Genomic DNA, 16,209 nt, shown 5'->3' with positions numbered 1-16,209 from the left:
CTCAACTCCCGCATCCCGAGGCGGCCACGGTTCAAGAACGGGGTTGTCAGATGCGCCCCGTTCTCTTGTTCAGCCCTTTGAACGAACTCGCCCGCAGCAATCCTTCCGACGTGATGTCCCGGTATTCAACATCGGCATAGAACTTTGGTTCTACCCATGTTGCTTTCGGCTTTCTGATAGGTCTGCTTAGCTTTGACTTCGGGCTGACCACGGTGTCGAGCTGCTTTCTGATCTGGCTTGAGACGGTGCGAGACCAGCCCGTCCCAACCTTGCCCATGTAGACAAGGTCTTTGCCTTCCTGCTTGCCGAGATACAGGGCGGCGACGCCGCTCGGGTCTTTGACAAAGCCGACGACAGGGAATTTGCCCTTCTGCACAGCTTTGATCTTCAGCCAGTTCTCATTCCGGTCCGACCGATACGGGGCGTCCGCCCGCTTCGATATGATGCCCTCCCAATTCAGCTTGGCGGCATGCTCAAACATCTTCTGACCGTCGCCGACCAGATGCTCGGAAAACAACACCGGCAATTCAATATCGTTCTCGCCGAGGAGGTCCAGCAGCAGTTGCTTGCGCTCAATTTGCGGCAGCTTGCGTAGGTCGCCATTTCGCCAGAGTAGGTCGAAGGCGTAGTAGACGAGCCGGCCCTGCCTGCCTGCAGCCAGCTCTGCCTGCAATTCCGAGAAGTTGGTACGTCCTTCATGGACGACCACCACCTCCCCATCGATGATGGCTTCGCCCGGAATGGCCAGCGCCGCGGCGATCTCCGTGAAGCGCTTGGTCCAGTCCAGCCCGTTGCGGGTAAAGACTTTCTTCCGTCCCCGGTTGAGATGGACCTGAACGCGGTAGCCGTCGTACTTGATCTCATGGAGCCACTGATCGCCCTGGGGAGCTTTGCTCCTCAGGGTGGCGAGCTGGGGTTTGATGAACCCCGGCATCTCGATACGCTTTGGCACTCGGGAAACTCACAAAAAGCCCGCCGCTTGGGGCAATGGCGAGCATTTTACTTACTTCCCGGACATCTCGAACAATCAGGGGACGTGACCGCTCTCACCACCACCAATGGTTTGCAGATTTTTCCCGATCAGGATTCTGGCCTCGAAACACCGTGATTCTACGGAATCCTCAATCCTGTTGAACGCTATAAACTTGCTCGTGCCAGCGTGGTGTTTTCATCCCGAACAAATTTGGGCTGGCGGAGGGCCGCAGGAATGCGGCCCTTTTGCTATCCGGTAGCTGAGCCATTCGCTCATGCCACAATCCGGCGGGGTTTCGGCAATCGCCGACTACCAGCCCTAGTGCATTTGCGTTGCGCTCCGCGACCCGCTTTGATGGGTGATGGGCACCAAGTCACGGGAAACCATCTACGGCGCGTCAGTGCGGGCCGCCGCAGAACAAGCAGCGGAGGCGCGCAAGACCGCCGACCGTTTGGCCTGCGAGGCATGGAATAAGCGGATGCTCGGCTTTCAGGGACCAGCGCAGCCTTCTCCTGCGTTGGGTGATGCACTCAATGCCGGCTACCTTTATCTTGAAGTGAAATGCTTGGGCTGCAGCACGCACCAGACCGTTGCCCTCGGCATCGTGCGGCGACCGAAGGCGACGCCGATCCACGAGCTTGAACGGTATATGAGGTGTAAGGACTGCTCGCAGGTACAGGGGCGACCGTTCAAGCGCAGCCATTTAGTGGCGCTGCGGACCGCCAAGATAACGGCGAGCGATCCGCCCTCCACGTGGTGGCCGGGTGAGAGGTAGTGTCATGCCGGCTAAAGAAGGCAAATGGAGAGACGCGTTCGCAAACGTGGGCGAACTCGTCTTGCTTTACACCGCGCTCGACCATCAACTGAACCTGATTGTCATTGAGGTGATGTACCTTGCACCAGCGCCTATGCTGGAAGCTGTGGTTGCGACCCTCGATCCTCGACAAAAAATCGAAATGCTAAAGAGCCGCGCGGGGCACATCAGGCAGCCGGACTGGAAAAAGGCCATCAAGACGCACGCGGATCGATTGGAGCGCATAGCCAAGGTGAGAAACGCCGTCTGTCATACTCCGATCGTTCCGGGCAAGGCAGACGGGCGATTTGAGTTCGCGGCAGGGGCGGCCACCAAACTGTTGAAGAGCATGACTGTGAGAAGCAAGGACGACTATACAGTTAACCGTTTAACACTTGAGCATGTGCAGGAGGCCGTTGCGCTGGCTGAGAAGGCGCTGGGCGGCGGTGAGCAAATCCTTTTGAATTTCGCTAAAATCCGGGCTGCGGTGGACGCAAAACGATCAGCCAAGGCGACCACGTCCGACGATGTGTAACCTCTATTCAATCACCACCAACCAAGCCGCCATTGCTGCGCTGTTTCGCGTCGTCAACCGCTATGTCGGCAACCTCGCGCCGATGACGGGCGTGTTTCCGGATTATCCGGCTCCGGTGATACGCAACACCGACACTGGCACCGAAATGGCGCTGATGCGTTGGGGCATGCCGCCGCCACCGCGCACAGGCGGCCCGCCGGTCACCAACATCCGCAACACGTCATCACCGCACTGGCGCGGCTGGCTCAAGCCGGCGAACCGCTGCTTGGTCCCGGCTAACAGCTTCGCCGAGTACGCCCCGGAGCCGAACCCGGAAACCAAGAAAAAGGACGTGGTCTGGTTCGCATTGAATGAGCAGCGACCGCTGTTCGCGTTTGCCGGCATTTGGACGACGTTCAATGGGGGTCGAGGCACCAAGTCAAAGCCGGTGCCAGGACCGCATCAGGTCTATGGTTTTCTCACGACATCGCCGAACGCAGTGGTCGAGCCGATCCATCCGAAGGCGATGCCGGTGATCTTGACCACCGACGAGGAGCGGGACATCTGGATGCGTGCGCCATGGGATGAGGCCAAGGCGCTGCAGCGACCGCTGCCGGATGGTGCGCTCAGGATCGTCATGCGCGGGGCCGACAAAGAGGATCGTGCGGTGGCGGCATGAATGCCGCGCGCAAGGAGGCATGTCATGACGGTCTGGGTCTATGTCGATACCTCGCGTGACGTCGGCGATGCCGAGCACCTCCGAGTGTTTGCAACGGCCGAAGCCGCCGATACTTGGTTCAAGGAGAATGATCCGGAGGGCGTCGCATTTGAATATCCGGTGATAGCCCAGTGACACCGGCCCTTTTCTCTCGTTAGCGTTGCCCGCTCGCGGAAGCCGGCAGCGGCTCGCCCTCATTCCCTAGCGACGACGGTGTCGTAGAGCCCATAGTGAGTCAGGCCTTTGTGGCTTTCGATTCCTGTATAGCGTAGCGAAGCGTCTTCATAGCGACGGAATGCAAAGACAGCCTGGTTCATCTGCTCGGTGTTGAAAACCTTGAGCCGAACGAGCAAGTGGAAATCCTTCACCGTCAGCCCGGTGACGGCCAGAAACAAATCCGGCTCAAGCTTGGTGATGACATCCTGCAGTGTGTTCTCGCGGAAGTCGGTCAGGTACGTGAACGCAGGGATGCGCGTGGCGAACTTGATCAGCTTCTCTTGGACGAGCTTGCGCTTGGACTTATATTCCTTTTCTTCCTCGGTGAGCTGCTTCATCTGATTGGCCGTCAAATTCCTGTCCTTAGCCTTGTTCTTCAGTTCCTTCACCTTCTCGCTCTTGTTGATGATGGTCTCGATGATGTTGTCACCCAGCGAGCGCCAGCCCTCGATACGTTCCACCGCTGCCATCGCCTCGGGGTTGTCGAGGATGCGGCGCAGGGTGTCGTTGTCCACGTTCACGAGCAGCGCGCTCTGCCATTTGCGGGCCAGCAGTGTGGCGGAGGTGCCTGCCATCGCAATATCTAGGATTCCGCCCGCGTCAATCTGCGTCATATTCGCGCCGTCATAGGCCAGCACGGGCAGAAACGACACCAAATCCTTAACGGCATTCTCCGGATTCCGCTCGTTTGGCGACAGACCGATCCCATATTCGGAAAGCTGGCGCAGCGCCCGCGTGGGCGCGAAGTCAAACACGAAGCAGACCGGCTTGAGAATCTCTTCCTCGTTCGGGTCATCCCCATTCGGGTTCTTGATCGACCATGGCGACTGCACGCGGAAGGCGGCCTGGAAATAGGTCTCTGGCGATTTAAGGTTACGCAGCATCAGGATGGATGACCACTGCTGCACTGTCACGCCCGTGGTGAGTTTGCCACACGAGACCATAATCGTCTTGGTCTCGAACCCGCTCCCGATGGCCTTGCGCACCGGCGGTAGCGCGTCGAGTCCGATCCCTGCCGACGCACCAGCCGCGACGACGACCTCGTAATCGTGCCAGAAGGTGTTGTGCTTCTCGGCCAGCAGTTTCGCCATCGCATAGCAGGCCGCCACATTGGGTAGGAACCAGAACGAGTGCTGGAGGTATGGCAGCAGACGCACGTCGGAGTACGGGAACGGCGGCCGCGTGCCCGTCTTGAGGCTCTCGACGGCCTTCGGTGCGTACTGGCCCCGGATAATGTCCAGCCACTTCTGCACGTCGCTCTTGTGCTTGAAGTGTGCGCCCTTGCCCGTGCCGGAGGCCGTGAAGAACTCATTGAGGTCGAACTCATCAAACTCCCCTCCGCTCGCGATCGCCAGCAGCTCGTCCGGCATCTGATAGGTTAGTAGGCGCATCTGCGGCAGCGCCCCGTAGGGATTCCATTTGCCGGAATTCTTGGCGGCGAACTCCTCCTTGGCGCGCTGCTCGTCGGTGTAAGTCCAGTTGAATATTTGTTCCTCGATGAACTCGCCTGTGGCCAGCGCCTTGAAGGGCGTCCCCGAGAGGTAGAGGTAGGCCTTGGTCGTGATGGGCAAAAACTCAGTCTCTTTTTCCGATAGCACGCCGAGGTCTTCGTTTACTTCCTCCAGGCCGGCGGCGTACTCCAGCTTAGCCTCCTTCTTGGCGACCGCCTCTTCCTCGCCTTCGAACAGTTCCTTCGCCGTGTCGCGCCACGCGCCAAAGTGGTACTCGTCGAACACCACCAAGTCCCAATTCACCGTGTGGAGCCATTCGTTCTTCGGCTTGATGTTCCCGGCCGCGTCGCGGCCCAGCAAATCCTGAAAGGAGCCAAAATAGACGACCGGCTTTTTGGCGTTGATTCTGGTCGGGTCGCTGTCGGAGTTGCGCGAGAGGTACTGCCAGCCGTCGAAATCCGCGTGATTTTCAAGGTCCGTCTGCCACGCATCCTCCACCGCGGGTTTGAAGGTCACCACGAGCACACGCTTGGCGCTGAGCTTCTCGGCGAGCTGGTAGGTGGTGAAGGTCTTGCCGAAGCGCATCTTCGCGTTCCACAGGAAGCGAGGCACGGCGTGCCTGTCTTCCGCCCAGCGCGAGAGGAAGTAGGCGTGCGTCACCTTCACCGCTTCGGCCTGTTCACGGCGCATCGGGAACGTCTCGTGATGTGTGCCGGTGAACTTCTGCCCCGTGCGCAGCTCGGTGAGCACGGTCTTCACGTCTCCGACCGCGCAACGCATCCACTCCAGTTCGGTGTTATGAAAACCCTTCTTGACAAGCGCCGCGCGCACCTCGCGGTCGCTGAAGATGCCGCCGTCGTCTCGCTCAGCGGTCTCGTTCAGTTCGATGCAGTAGTTCTTGATGGCGGCGGTTTTAACCTGTTCGGCGACTCGCAACTTGACGTCGCGCGTCGTCTGCCCGACCTTGAGCAGACCAGCATGTGCCTCATCGTCGATGGAGTAGGCGTATATGCGCGGCCGAGCTTGCGGCTTGGGCGCGAGGATTTCCTCGATGGTCCTACTCATCCTGGCCTTCGCCCGCACCAACCTCCTCGAATTCTTCGCTGTCGTGCTCGGCCACTTGCGACTCGATGAAGGCGATTTCCTCCTTCGATAGCCCATACCGCGTGTACAGCTGGGCGTCCGTCCACTCTCGGTTCAGCGGTAGGTCAGGGATGAAAGCGTAGACATGCTTCGGGGCGTCTTGAGTGGACTTGCGGAGTGAAACAAGGAAGCGCGCGAAACGCGTACGGAGGTACTTCGCGTAATTAGTCGCTTCGGCTTCTGTGTTGAAGAGGCCCGCGACGATGTAGCTCTCAGTACAGGCGGTGCCGGGCTCAGCGATGATCGGCTTGCTGAGAAACTTTGTCTCAATTGCCGCGCTCGTCCCTTGGACGCGCGTCATGAGCACTTTCCACTTGTCGATCCACGCCGCGTTCGTCGGTATATCCGAGCGTTGCACGAAACTGATCCTTTGGGATCCGAACAGCTTCACGGGATTCTTGAGACGTTTCGGGTCCGGCTTGCCGTGGAAGAACGTGCGGAGGCCAAAGGGCTTCTGACTGGAGACCCGGAGGTCGAGGGTCGGCTCACCCTTCGCCCTTATCTTATCAAGGATCGGAACGGCTTCATTGCGCCGGACGAGGATGTCGTATGCGTCAAGGTGGCGGGCGATTGCTGGTCCCGTGGGTTTGCCATCCCAGATGGTCTGAACCTCGCATGGCCCGTTGTGTTCTCGATCCCAAAGAAAGTAGGAGATTCCGCCTCGAATCTTTACGCCCGGAAAGCCTTCGTAGAGCCTCGGATAGTCGACGATGTTCCGTAGATGCTTGTCGGAAAGCATCCGCCCCCTATACTTGTCGAGGCCCTTGCCTCCGGCCATCCAGCGCGAAGGCGTCACGAACACCGCGTATCGCGGATCGAGTTCGAGTGCCTTCTCCACGAACAACTGATAAATCGGCGCCGCACTCGTGCCGTAGCCGCCGTCGTCCAACTGGTACGGCGGATTGCCGATGATCACATCGAACTGCATTTCGCCTCCAAACAACTCGGCAGTGCGAGTCTTGATGTCGTCGGTATGAATGAACGCGTAAGCATGCGTTTCAAGCCCTTCGCCGCGTTCGAACGTCTTCTGGCTTGCTCCGCAAAACTTGCACTTGCCATCCGCCCATGTGTGCTCCGTGCGCTCGAACCAAATGTTGCCGCTCTCTGTTGTGAACGACTTGGCGACGGAGTGCTTGCCGTTGGCGTGCTTCGAGCAGTACGCGCTCCGCCGCGCTAGCAGGCTGGTGAGGTGCGTGATGCCAATGCCGAACACCTGCTTCGTCAAGATGTGATCGACGCGCTCTTCTAGGTCCGGAATCTCAGTCGCCAACCCTTCCGTGAGCCGGCCAATGATCTCGCGCAGGAAAACGCCCGACTTCGTGCACGGGTCGAGGAACTTCACCGTTTTGTCCGCCCAGATATTCGTCCCGCCGTAATCACCCCCCCACGCCTCGGCCAGCGTGTCCAGTATACGGTTCGCGAACTCGGGCGGGGTAAACACCTCGTCATTCGAGAGATTCGCGATGCAGGTCAGCACATCCGGGTTGCGACCACGGAACGCAAACCCAGCCTGCGCGCTCATGCGGCCTCCTTGGGTGTGCCTGCGGCGGCGACCAGTTCGATCACCGTCATCGGCGAGTACGTCTTAGTCGGCGTGAAGATTTCGTGCTTGCCCAGGTGAGCAAAGAGCGAACCCTCCGCGCTGAAGGCGGATGAGCCAGTGAGAGCGTCGAAGCGGAAGTCGCGCCGCTGAAACTTGCCCTTGCCGAGGTAGCCCCACTCAGCAAAGGTGATGGGCTGTCCGTCATAAGCGCGCATCGTTAGGGCGTCGCCGTGCACGAGGTTCTGCGACAGCACGTAGGATGCGGCGCGGTACAGGTCATCTTGGTCGTCGATGTTCAGATACTCAGCCAGGACCTCCAGCATGTTCGCACGGCACTCGGCGATATTGTCCACCAAAAGCTCGACCCCGTAAGTGCACATCAGGCCGAATAGGGCGTAGTGCCGTTTTTCGAAGTCAGACTTCCCGAACTTGAATTCGACCGCGGCGAGCTTCCGTTGCAGGACACGGACGAGGAAGTTACCGCTTCCGCACGCCGGCTCCAGGAAGCGGGAGTCGATGCGCTCGGTCTCGCCCTTGACGAGGTCGAGCATCGCTTCGACCATCCAAGGAGGGGTGAACACCTCCCCGTGGTCGGCGACGCGTTTCTTTGATTTGATCAGGCTCATGGGTCGAATGTACTCGGACTATTTCGCCACGTTCGGCGGCCGCTTCGCTTTTTCGACCTCTCGTGGGTTTACAGCTTGACCCGCCAGACCTGCACCTAGTGCAGGTATCGCGTTCTATGCCCCACGAATCCTTCGATTTCAACAATAACGGCAGAACTATATCCGCGCGGAGGTGAGCGCGCACCCCAAAACCGGCGCTATCCCCATGCGGCGGTGATCCATCGCGATCCACAGATTGCTGTGCTCGGTTCGACACTACGACGGCACCGGGACCGTACCGTCCACTGAAGCAAGCCAATTCATCGGGATTCTCGCCACCGCTACCAGCATTTCCGCACCTTAAGGGTGTTTGCCGCACACCAGGAAAGGGGCTTCCCCGCTGCGCTTCATTTTGGCAAACCAAAAATATGAAGAAGTCAACTAAGGTAAACCAAAAAAGACGTGGACGACCGGCGACGCGAGCCAGTTTCAGCGGTACGGCCGCCGGAGGAACTTGCCACGGACATCGATGCGTGGGCGGAAAAGAACGGCGTGCCCAATCGTTGAGGCGATACGTCGCCTGGTCGAACTCGCCCTAGCCTGCCGCCACTGAGCCACGCCCCAGTCACAGCATGCACTTGCGCTCGCCTTTCGGTTGCAGGATAGTCCATTTAGGTTCTGGGGATTCGATCAAATGGCTTTTTACAGCGTTCGTGCGCGACGCAAATGAAGTACGCGTACGAGGATTTGAATTCGGATCAATTTGAAACACTGGTCGTGTTGCTGTGCCAACGCCTACTGGGTATTTCCGTTCAGGGGTTCGCCAAGGGGCCCGACGGGGGGCGCGACGCTAAATTCATTGGAACCGCCGAGCTCCATCCTAGCAAGGCATCGCCGTGGTCGGGCATTACAATCATCCAAGCAAAGCATACGAACGGCTACAACCGCAACTTTTCTGAAGGAGACTTTTTCAGTTTGACGGCAGCAACCACCGTGCTTGGCGAGGAGATACCTCGAATAAAAAAGCTCCGCGATGCCAAGCTTCTCGATCACTACATGCTGTTCTCCAATCGGCGCCTTGCCGGAAATGCGGATGCCCAGATTTGCTCTCATATCTCCACGAAATGCGCTCTGCCTACGAGCTCCATTTATCTGTGCGGAGTAGAGCAACTCGAGCTGTGGCTAAAGACGTTCGGAGATGTAGCAAAGCTTGCCGATCTCGATCCCATCGATTCTCCGTTGATTGTCAGCCCTGACGACCTCGCTGAGGTAGTGCAGGCGCTCGCACGGAGTAAAGCTGAAGTGGCGGCTGTTCTTGATGATCCGCCGACCGCGCGGATTTCGTTTGAGGACAAGAATCTACTCAACAACATGTCGGCCGATTATGCCAAAGCACTGAGGAAGAAATATCTAAAGGAAACTGCCCAAATCAGAACGTTCCTGTCTGCTCCAGAAAACGAAGACATCCTGCGGTTCTACGAAGCCGTGGTAGATGAATTTCAGTTGAAAATCATCGCAAAACGCAAGGACTACCAGAGCTTCGATGATGTTATGGAGTATCTTCTCGATCTCCTTTTCGCGCGCGACCCTGTGCTTCGGCAATTGCGGCACAAACGCCTTACGAGAGCAGTTCTCTTTTATATGTACTGGAATTGCGACATTGGAGAGGTTGCAGATGCTGCGGCCGTCTAAGCATTCGCACCCTGACCGCACCGTTCTAAGCGTGGCGTTCCTTCTCCTCGCACGGCTGAAAGCGCGGCGGTTGGACGAGTATGACGCTCTTTTGAAGTACGCGCGCCATGCGGTCGTGGGCGGCGAAGTCTTGTTTCTGCCGTCAATCAACTTCCTGTTTTTGATGGGCCTCATTGAGTACCACCCCAAGACTGATGCGATCGAGTATGTTGGGCCGAATGAAGCTCTCTAAGCTCTACTCAAACGCGCCTTCAATTTTTGGCCCGGTAAAATTCATACCGGGCCTAAACGTTGTGCTGGCTGAGATCAGGCTCCCCGAAAATCGCAAGAGAGACACCCACAATCTGGGCAAGACGACGGTTGGCAGAATGCTAGATTTCTGCTTTCTGGCCGGACGCGATCCGAAATTTTTTCTTTTCAAGCACGCCGACCGCTTCAACAACTTCGTGTTTTTTCTCGAAGTTGAGTTGGCCGATGGCTCTTTCTTAACAATTCGGCGAAGCGTGGCAGAGGCATCAAAGATTGCTTTTAAGAAGCATGCGGCAGCCAACCAGGACTTCTCAACTACAGCAGGTGCCGCATGGGACCATTCGGACGTACCCTTTGAGCGCGCGCGAGACTTGCTCGATAGTCTATTGGATTGGCGAGCGCTCAAGCCATGGGCCTACCGCAAGGGACTAGGTTACCTCCTACGTTCGCAAGACGATTTCCGGGACGTTTTTCATCTTAGACGATTTGCGGGTGGTCACGCTGACTGGAAGCCATTCTTGGCTCATATTCTAGGCTTTAAAGCAGAACTGATCTCGCGCCACTATGACAAAGAACGGGAGCTTGCGGAAAAGCAAGCGACGGCGCAAACGATACGACAAGAGCTCGGCGGCTCCGTTGAGGATGCCAGCAAAATTGACGGCATCCTTTTGCTGAAGCAGCAGGAAGCCGATAAGAAGCAGCAGCTTCTCGACGCGTTCGACTTCCGCGCACAAGACAAGGCGCAAACCAAGCAACTCGTTGAAGAAGTCGATGATAGAATCAGCGCACTTAACGCACGGCGCTACTCCCTCACCCAAAATAAAAAGAAGGTAGTTTCTTCGCTTGATGAGGGCCAAATACTTTTCAATCCCGACGAAGCCAGAAAGCTATTTTTAGAGGCTGGCGTGCTGTTCGAGGGGCAGCTTAAGAAGGATTTTCAGCAACTGATATCCTTCAACAAAGCGATTACCGACGAGCGACGCGTCTACCTGCAAGAAGAGCGTGAGGAAATAGATGCGGAACTTAAGCAGATAGGGACCGAGTTAAACACCCTTGGAAAGCGGCGCTCAGAGATGTTGGCGTTTCTAAGTGGCACGGACGCTTTTGGGAAATACAAACAAGTGTCAGCCGAACTGGTCACTCTTCGCGCTGATATCACTTCCCTTGAGCGTCAACGCGCATTTCTCCATCGCTTGCAGGAACTCCGCACCGAAATCCGCACGCTGACTGAAGAACGTGGCCGCGTGCAATCCGAAATTGAAGCCGACGTAGAGGCTCAGAACGCGGACAAAGTGAGCCTATTTTCTACTATTCGCTTATTCTTCAATGAGATTGTTGAAGAAGTTGTAGACCGAAAGGCCCTCTTGAGCGTTTCACCCAATAAGGAGGGACACCTAGAGTTTAGAGCGGAGATACTAGACGAGGCAGGCAATGCCACCAGCGCTGATCTCGGGCACACTTACAGAAAGCTACTTTGCGTCGCGTTCGATATGGCCGTACTCAGGGCGCACCTGCACGAGAACTTTCCGCGCTTTGTCTATCACGACGGCGTCCTGGAATCATTGGACGATCGCAAGAAAGAGAACCTGCTTGCGGTCATTCGGCGCTACACTTCCCTTGGCGTTCAATCGATCATTACTTTGATCGATTCCGATCTTCCCGCTCGTGCAGAAGGTGACCCCGCGTTTTTTGACGATAGCGAGACAGTACTGCTCCTCCACGATGAGGGCGAGAACGGCCGTCTTTTCAGAATGCCAGGCTGGTAACTCGCTCGCAGTTGGAAGCGACCCCGTTCGCTACTCGGCGCGCAGCTTTACCTGCTCCATCCACGCATCGACTTCGGCGAGTCTCCTGTTCATCGCCTGCACCTCCATGATAGATGCCGCCCGATGTGGAAATAGCGGCGGCCCTTGCTGCCGCATACGCGATCTGCATGGCGTTTGGCGCGCTGTGGCTTGATCTGGACAGCAGTGGCACGCTTTGGCGCGGGCTGGATTACTTCAGCCATGATCGCCTGCTGCATAGCTGGTGCTGGGGCCAGCGCTCATCAAAGGCCAGCACCGGGGCGATCCGGTCGGCCCGAATGATCCGCGAAATGGCCTTTTGCGGCGGCCCAGGCGGCGGCGTTGGTGCGGAATTTTCGCCGCCCCGGCCCAATACAGTCCCGATCGCCAGCGCGCACCACAGGGCCGCGCAGGCGATGGCCAGCCCGAGGGGAAACCTCGGCTGCAGCAATGGAAGCATCTTAGCCGCCTTGGCTGCGCCCCAGCCTTGGCGGGATCGATGGCAACAAAAAAGCCGCCCCGGATCAAGCGGGGCGGCTAACTTTTTTTCACATGCGTCAGGCGGCCTGCCGCATCTCCTGCGGCGCGCTGACGATGCGCCTGATCTCATCGGCGAGCTTCTGCAGGGCATCGCGCTTTTCGTCGATGCGCTGATCGGTATCGTAAACCCCCGTCACCGCCGAGACATCGCCGAACTCGTCGGCCTTGATGACATGGTCGAGGCAAAGCGCGATGATCGATCGCGGCACCTTGATGCTGCCCATCAGGCTGGCAGCGGTGCGGCGCAGATCATGCGGCGTGAAAGGCCGCATGCCGAGGAAGCGGCAGATGCCTTCGCTTTCAATCACCACCTTGCCCTTGACGCGCTTGGTCTTGCCGCGCAGCGCACAGGCCATCGCCTTGCGATTCAGCGGCTCGGTGCCGAAGCGGCCCGCAAACATCCACGGATAGTTGCCCATCGCTTCGCGGGCGATCTCGACCGCCAGATCGGACAGCGGCTGATGAATGTCGCGCGCCTTTTTGACGCGCTCCTCGGGGATGATCACCAGCGGCTTCGGATCATTCAGGCCGCGCCCCTGCAGTTCATCCTGATGGATGTGCAGAAACTCGATCGATCGCAGCGAGGAGGCCAGCGCGAACTTCAGCGCCAGACAGATTTTGCGATCGATCGGCATGTCGGGCCGATCAAGCCCGTGCCATAGCACCCTGATCTCGTCATGACTCAGCTTGCGCTTGCGCGGCGGCTCCTTCGGCATCTCGGGCAGGTTCACGCAGGGGCTGCTGTTGATGTATTTGCGGCCCGCTTCAGCCGCCCAATTGAACAGGCCCGATGCCGCCTTGCGCATATGGCGGACGGGGCTGTTTGGTGCGCCTTGATCGGGCCTGCGCTTCCTGACGAACATATGCTTTTCAAGGATGTCGATCTGCAGCTGCGCGATATCATCGTTGGTGACCTCGCTCGCAATCATCGGCCCGAGGCGCGGGCGAATGTAGCGGTTCAGATGCGCCGCCATGTTGGCGTGATCCTTGACGCGCGGCTTCACCTTGACGATCCAGCCTTGCTCGGTCTGGCGGCGCTCGGTGATCTCCTCGCTCATCCACGCAATGCGCAGATCGATCAGCTCATCGACGGTGATCGCCTGCTTTGCCGCCGCCTGCCGCGCCCGCTGCGTGGTGCCCGCGATATCTTCGCCCTTGGCGATCCTGACCTTCACCTTCATCGCTTCGACGCGCCAATAGGCCACGTCGCGCGCTTCGATGCCATCGCCGCCCACCTGATAGGTGCCCAGCCGATGCGTCAGACGCTCCTTGGTTCGCGGGCAAGTATATTTCAGCGAGAAGGTCGGCGGCGCTGTAGGGCTCAGGCTGACGTAAAAGCCCGAGCATTCGGCATCGCCAATCTTGCGGCGTTTCTTCACCGGCTTGATGCAGTCGCGGTTCAGGATATTCTGCTTTGCAGTCTTCGACATGGTGATGGCTTTCCCTTACTTGGCGAGCTGGTTGTCGGGATGATCAGGGTGCGGCTCCAGATGCACATGATCGATATCGAGGATCAGGCCGCCGAAACTTTTGCGAAAGCGAATTGGCATTTGGTTCGTCCTTTGTGGGTTTTGAAAGCATGAAGGGCGGCCCTGAAGGCCGCCCCTGATCGCGTTACTTCGGTGCCGATGCGGAGAGCGTGCCGTCGGCGGCTTGCTTCAACTTCATGCCCTTGCGGGCGCAGATCGCCTTGATGTTGATCGAAGGCCATTCGACCGCCTCGGCGATATCCTTTCGGGTTACCGCCTTCTTGCCGGTCAGCATCTTGATCACCGTCTTGACCTTGGAGGGGCCTTCCTTCGCGGGCTTCGCCTTCGCGGGCTTCGCGGCCTTCGCAGGCTTCGCGGCCTTCGCCTTCCTTGCGGGCTTCTCGGCCTTCGCGGGCTTCGCTGGCTTCGCCTTCAGTGCGGCGCGCTCGGCAGCTTCGGCTTTCGCCGCCGCTACATCGGCCTCGGATGGCTTGCCGGTCTTCGGCCCTTGCGGCTTCGCATCGCGCGCCTTGTCATCGGCCTTCGCGGCTTCGCTGCCTGCATCAGCTGGCGAGCGGCCATACAATGCGGGAACGAGGATCGATCGGCCATCGTCGGTGATCGCGTAAACCAGGGCCTTGCGCATGCCGTTCGCGGTAGCGTTCAGCTTCGCCGCTTCGATCCGCGCAGCATCAAGCGAAGCATGCTCGGAAGTATTCGGCTTGCCGCCCTTCAGGATCGTGGCGGTGAACTTTTTGCAAGCCGGGATCAGCGCGAGATCGGCGGTATCGGCAGGGTGGGTTTTCTTCGTAGTCATGTGGCAAGTTTCCTTTTCAGAAGGCCGCGCGGAATTGCGGGGCGTTCTGACCGCCTAACCCCGCGACCTATCGGTGGCGGGGCTGGCTGGGGAGTTGCCGGGATCAGCTCATTTATTCGCGGCCTGCAGATCAGTGACGCAAACCTTCGCCTGCGTGGCCAGAGCCTTTTGTGCTTCCATCTTCTCGGGCGTCATGTAACGCTTGGCCAGCAGCGTCCGCAGCTCGCTGGCGTTGGATCGTGCCAAGCTGCAGGACTGCGGAACGAAGCCGCGCGGGGCGGTCTCGATCAGCGCTTCAGTCTTGTCCCAAAGCACCAGCATCTGCTTGCCTTCCTCGGTGACCTGATCGCCGAAGCGCTGGACCCCATAGAAGGCGGCAATGATGCCGCCGATTACGAGCGCGGTGATGATGAGCTTTTTCATTGGATGGTTGCTCCTTCTTTTGCCTGCAGCATCGCGACCAGCTGCTTTTCAATTTCGATGATGCGCAGGCGGGCCTGCAGATCGGCGAGCATTTTCGTTAGCTCGGCAATGCGAGCGCGGATGATGGCAGCCTCCGTCATTTGAACACCGCTATGCCGCGATTGTAGCAAGCGTCGATGTCGGCCCCGGCAGGTACATCACCGGGGCGCATGATGAAGAGCGCCGAGCCGCGCGGATCGCCATTCACGTGGAAGGCGAAGCCCGGATAGCCCTTGATGATCTTCGCCAGCCGCTTCAGCGCATTGGTCTCGCGATCAGGAATCCGCGTGCGCCCGCGCTTGCCGTTCTGGCCAGTATCGAAAGTCAGATAGGTCAGTCCGGTTTCTTCATCGCGCTCGACCGCTTCGCCGCGCTCGTTGCCGCACTCCAGCTCATGCCAGCGATGCAGCGTCATCGAGATGCGGCGCAACGCACGTCCGTCATCCTCACTGATCCCCGCGCTGATCAGCGTGGAGATGCAGTCCTTGGTCTTCGTCGTCATAGTCGATAGTCTCTCTGGGCCGCGCCCATTGTGGGTTTTTGGGTGCTGCCTTTGGCGCTGGGTTCTCGATCTCATCGGCCTTGGGAAGGGTTCGAGATTGGGGCCTAGCGCCAATTGCAGCGGCTTCTGATGGAAAGCCTGCGGCCTGCGGGAAAAGTAAATCCGAAAAGGCCTTTATTTGAAGGGCCTAAATCAATCCAAGGCCGCCCAAATCTCTCCATCGGCCACTAAAATAAGGCCGTGTGGTCCTGGCGCCCGGGGTCTGTGCGCCAAGCGTTGCGGTGATGTCGCGGCCCAACCGGGGCGCGTGCATCAGCCATCCGCAAGGCGACGGGGGCAATAGTGCATCGCTCCCCGGGGAGAGCGCGACATAAAGCCGTAAAACCACTGCGCAGGGAAGGCCGGATGTTCAGGCTTCACCTGTATGCCGCTGTGCAATGTTCTTACGACAATCTCGCACAGTGGACCGCGGGTGCCAGCCGGCACCCGGTCTTCCCTGCGCCCTCTTTTCATTTGAGGGTGAGGCATCGAAGCAAAGCTCGGGCGAATGCGCCGCGAGGATGCGAAGGTGCGTCTGCGATCGAAAATGTGAATGGAAGCGTGACGCTGCCGCCCAGAGACTCCGTCATTGCGAGCGCAGCGAAGCAATCCAGTCTGCCGCCGCGGAGAGATTCTGGATTGCGTCGCTGGGGGGGCGATGGCGGGGGGGGTGGCGCGGGGGGGCCAAGCGTGGGGGGG

17 protein-coding genes are annotated in these 16,209 nt (G+C 58.7%); 7 read left to right on the top strand and 10 right to left on the bottom strand.

Features of this window, described 5'->3' with window-relative positions; translation table 11 throughout:
* Nucleotides 1–46: 46 nt before the first annotated feature.
* Nucleotides 47–952, bottom strand: a complete 906-nt coding sequence (gene ligD / locus AC0L3A_RS08785; RefSeq protein ID WP_473254108.1) for a non-homologous end-joining DNA ligase — start codon at nucleotides 950–952, stop codon at nucleotides 47–49.
* Nucleotides 953–1,334: 382 nt separating this feature from the next.
* Between ligD and AC0L3A_RS08780 the strand changes: the two genes are divergently transcribed.
* Genes AC0L3A_RS08780 through AC0L3A_RS08765 form a run of 4 tightly spaced genes read left to right on the top strand, consistent with a single transcriptional unit; the run spans nucleotide 1,335 to nucleotide 3,133 of the window.
* Nucleotides 1,335–1,748 carry a hypothetical protein gene (locus tag AC0L3A_RS08780; protein WP_473254107.1) on the top strand — a complete coding sequence of 138 codons (414 nt, stop codon included), beginning with the start codon at nucleotides 1,335–1,337 and terminating at the stop codon, nucleotides 1,746–1,748.
* A 4-nt stretch (nucleotides 1,749–1,752) separates the two neighbouring features.
* Entirely contained in the window at nucleotides 1,753–2,301 is a 549-nt protein-coding gene (locus tag AC0L3A_RS08775; protein ID WP_473254105.1) for a hypothetical protein, read from the top strand.
* Nucleotides 2,294–2,959 (top strand): SOS response-associated peptidase, encoded by a 666-nt coding sequence (locus tag AC0L3A_RS08770; RefSeq protein WP_473254104.1) that lies wholly within the window; start codon nucleotides 2,294–2,296, stop codon nucleotides 2,957–2,959. The genes AC0L3A_RS08775 and AC0L3A_RS08770 overlap by 8 nt, the downstream gene beginning before the upstream one ends.
* Before the next feature lie 24 nt (nucleotides 2,960–2,983).
* Nucleotides 2,984–3,133: a hypothetical protein gene (locus AC0L3A_RS08765; protein WP_473254102.1), complete on the top strand. Its 150-nt coding sequence runs from the start codon at nucleotides 2,984–2,986 to the stop codon at nucleotides 3,131–3,133.
* 59 nt (nucleotides 3,134–3,192) lie between these two features.
* Here AC0L3A_RS08765 and AC0L3A_RS08760 read toward each other — a convergent pair whose 3' ends face one another.
* From AC0L3A_RS08760 to AC0L3A_RS08750, 3 genes are read right to left on the bottom strand one after another with little or no spacing between them, the layout of a single operon-like run.
* The gene (locus AC0L3A_RS08760; protein ID WP_473254100.1) at nucleotides 3,193–5,730 is read right to left on the bottom strand and encodes a DEAD/DEAH box helicase family protein; all 2,538 of its coding nucleotides are present in this window, start codon (nucleotides 5,728–5,730) and stop codon (nucleotides 3,193–3,195) included.
* Entirely contained in the window at nucleotides 5,723–7,330 is a 1,608-nt protein-coding gene (locus AC0L3A_RS08755; RefSeq protein ID WP_473254099.1) for an Eco57I restriction-modification methylase domain-containing protein, read from the bottom strand. Before AC0L3A_RS08755 ends, AC0L3A_RS08760 begins: the two co-directional genes overlap by 8 nt.
* The gene (locus AC0L3A_RS08750; protein ID WP_473254098.1) at nucleotides 7,327–7,977 is read right to left on the bottom strand and encodes an N-6 DNA methylase; all 651 of its coding nucleotides are present in this window, start codon (nucleotides 7,975–7,977) and stop codon (nucleotides 7,327–7,329) included. The genes AC0L3A_RS08755 and AC0L3A_RS08750 overlap by 4 nt, the downstream gene beginning before the upstream one ends.
* Nucleotides 7,978–8,682: 705 nt before the next feature.
* Between AC0L3A_RS08750 and AC0L3A_RS08745 the strand changes: the two genes are divergently transcribed.
* Genes AC0L3A_RS08745 through AC0L3A_RS08735 form a run of 3 tightly spaced genes read left to right on the top strand, consistent with a single transcriptional unit; the run spans nucleotide 8,683 to nucleotide 11,663 of the window.
* Complete coding sequence (locus AC0L3A_RS08745; protein ID WP_473254097.1) at nucleotides 8,683–9,648, top strand: ABC-three component system protein; 966 nt, start codon at nucleotides 8,683–8,685, stop codon at nucleotides 9,646–9,648.
* Entirely contained in the window at nucleotides 9,632–9,880 is a 249-nt protein-coding gene (locus AC0L3A_RS08740) for an ABC-three component system middle component 8 (protein WP_473254096.1), read from the top strand. Before AC0L3A_RS08745 ends, AC0L3A_RS08740 begins: the two co-directional genes overlap by 17 nt.
* Entirely contained in the window at nucleotides 9,867–11,663 is a 1,797-nt protein-coding gene (locus AC0L3A_RS08735; protein ID WP_473254095.1) for a DUF2326 domain-containing protein, read from the top strand. Before AC0L3A_RS08740 ends, AC0L3A_RS08735 begins: the two co-directional genes overlap by 14 nt.
* Before the next feature lie 229 nt (nucleotides 11,664–11,892).
* Here AC0L3A_RS08735 and AC0L3A_RS08730 read toward each other — a convergent pair whose 3' ends face one another.
* From AC0L3A_RS08730 to AC0L3A_RS08705, 6 genes are all read right to left on the bottom strand, one after another.
* Nucleotides 11,893–12,141 (bottom strand): hypothetical protein, encoded by a 249-nt coding sequence (locus AC0L3A_RS08730; protein ID WP_473254094.1) that lies wholly within the window; start codon nucleotides 12,139–12,141, stop codon nucleotides 11,893–11,895.
* Between the two features lie 97 nt (nucleotides 12,142–12,238).
* Nucleotides 12,239–13,651 carry a tyrosine-type recombinase/integrase gene (locus tag AC0L3A_RS08725; RefSeq protein ID WP_473254093.1) on the bottom strand — a complete coding sequence of 471 codons (1,413 nt, stop codon included), beginning with the start codon at nucleotides 13,649–13,651 and terminating at the stop codon, nucleotides 12,239–12,241.
* A gap of 184 nt (nucleotides 13,652–13,835) precedes the next feature.
* Nucleotides 13,836–14,507, bottom strand: coding sequence for a hypothetical protein (locus AC0L3A_RS08720; protein ID WP_473254092.1), 672 nt, complete (start codon nucleotides 14,505–14,507; stop codon nucleotides 13,836–13,838).
* A 108-nt stretch (nucleotides 14,508–14,615) separates the two neighbouring features.
* Entirely contained in the window at nucleotides 14,616–14,930 is a 315-nt protein-coding gene (locus AC0L3A_RS08715) for a hypothetical protein (RefSeq protein ID WP_473254091.1), read from the bottom strand.
* The gene (locus AC0L3A_RS08710) at nucleotides 14,927–15,070 is read right to left on the bottom strand and encodes a hypothetical protein (RefSeq protein WP_473254090.1); all 144 of its coding nucleotides are present in this window, start codon (nucleotides 15,068–15,070) and stop codon (nucleotides 14,927–14,929) included. Before AC0L3A_RS08710 ends, AC0L3A_RS08715 begins: the two co-directional genes overlap by 4 nt.
* A complete protein-coding gene (locus tag AC0L3A_RS08705; protein ID WP_473254089.1) occupies nucleotides 15,067–15,471 on the bottom strand; it encodes a hypothetical protein in 405 nt (134 codons plus the stop codon). Before AC0L3A_RS08705 ends, AC0L3A_RS08710 begins: the two co-directional genes overlap by 4 nt.
* Nucleotides 15,472–16,209 lie beyond the last annotated feature (738 nt).

It is taken from the genome of Bradyrhizobium sp. MI1.3 (genome assembly GCF_055811695.1).
This window is presented reverse-complemented; position numbering and strand designations above follow the sequence as displayed.

What these genes read in the sequence shown, in the direction of transcription:
- AC0L3A_RS08780 (WP_473254107.1), top strand. Translation starts at nt 1,335, where the DNA reads ATGGGCACCAAGTCACGGGAAACCATCTACGGCGCGTCAGTGCGGGCC.
- AC0L3A_RS08775 (WP_473254105.1), top strand. Translation starts at nt 1,753, where the DNA reads ATGCCGGCTAAAGAAGGCAAATGGAGAGACGCGTTCGCAAACGTGGGC.
- AC0L3A_RS08770 (WP_473254104.1), top strand. Translation starts at nt 2,294, where the DNA reads ATGTGTAACCTCTATTCAATCACCACCAACCAAGCCGCCATTGCTGCG.
- AC0L3A_RS08765 (WP_473254102.1), top strand. Translation starts at nt 2,984, where the DNA reads ATGACGGTCTGGGTCTATGTCGATACCTCGCGTGACGTCGGCGATGCC.
- AC0L3A_RS08760 (WP_473254100.1), bottom strand. Translation starts at nt 5,730, where the DNA reads ATGAGTAGGACCATCGAGGAAATCCTCGCGCCCAAGCCGCAAGCTCGG.
- AC0L3A_RS08755 (WP_473254099.1), bottom strand. Translation starts at nt 7,330, where the DNA reads ATGAGCGCGCAGGCTGGGTTTGCGTTCCGTGGTCGCAACCCGGATGTG.
- AC0L3A_RS08750 (WP_473254098.1), bottom strand. Translation starts at nt 7,977, where the DNA reads ATGAGCCTGATCAAATCAAAGAAACGCGTCGCCGACCACGGGGAGGTG.
- AC0L3A_RS08745 (WP_473254097.1), top strand. Translation starts at nt 8,683, where the DNA reads ATGAAGTACGCGTACGAGGATTTGAATTCGGATCAATTTGAAACACTG.
- AC0L3A_RS08740 (WP_473254096.1), top strand. Translation starts at nt 9,632, where the DNA reads ATGCTGCGGCCGTCTAAGCATTCGCACCCTGACCGCACCGTTCTAAGC.
- AC0L3A_RS08735 (WP_473254095.1), top strand. Translation starts at nt 9,867, where the DNA reads ATGAAGCTCTCTAAGCTCTACTCAAACGCGCCTTCAATTTTTGGCCCG.
- AC0L3A_RS08730 (WP_473254094.1), bottom strand. Translation starts at nt 12,141, where the DNA reads ATGCTTCCATTGCTGCAGCCGAGGTTTCCCCTCGGGCTGGCCATCGCC.
- AC0L3A_RS08725 (WP_473254093.1), bottom strand. Translation starts at nt 13,651, where the DNA reads ATGTCGAAGACTGCAAAGCAGAATATCCTGAACCGCGACTGCATCAAG.
- AC0L3A_RS08720 (WP_473254092.1), bottom strand. Translation starts at nt 14,507, where the DNA reads ATGACTACGAAGAAAACCCACCCTGCCGATACCGCCGATCTCGCGCTG.
- AC0L3A_RS08715 (WP_473254091.1), bottom strand. Translation starts at nt 14,930, where the DNA reads ATGAAAAAGCTCATCATCACCGCGCTCGTAATCGGCGGCATCATTGCC.
- AC0L3A_RS08710 (WP_473254090.1), bottom strand. Translation starts at nt 15,070, where the DNA reads ATGACGGAGGCTGCCATCATCCGCGCTCGCATTGCCGAGCTAACGAAA.
- AC0L3A_RS08705 (WP_473254089.1), bottom strand. Translation starts at nt 15,471, where the DNA reads ATGACGACGAAGACCAAGGACTGCATCTCCACGCTGATCAGCGCGGGG.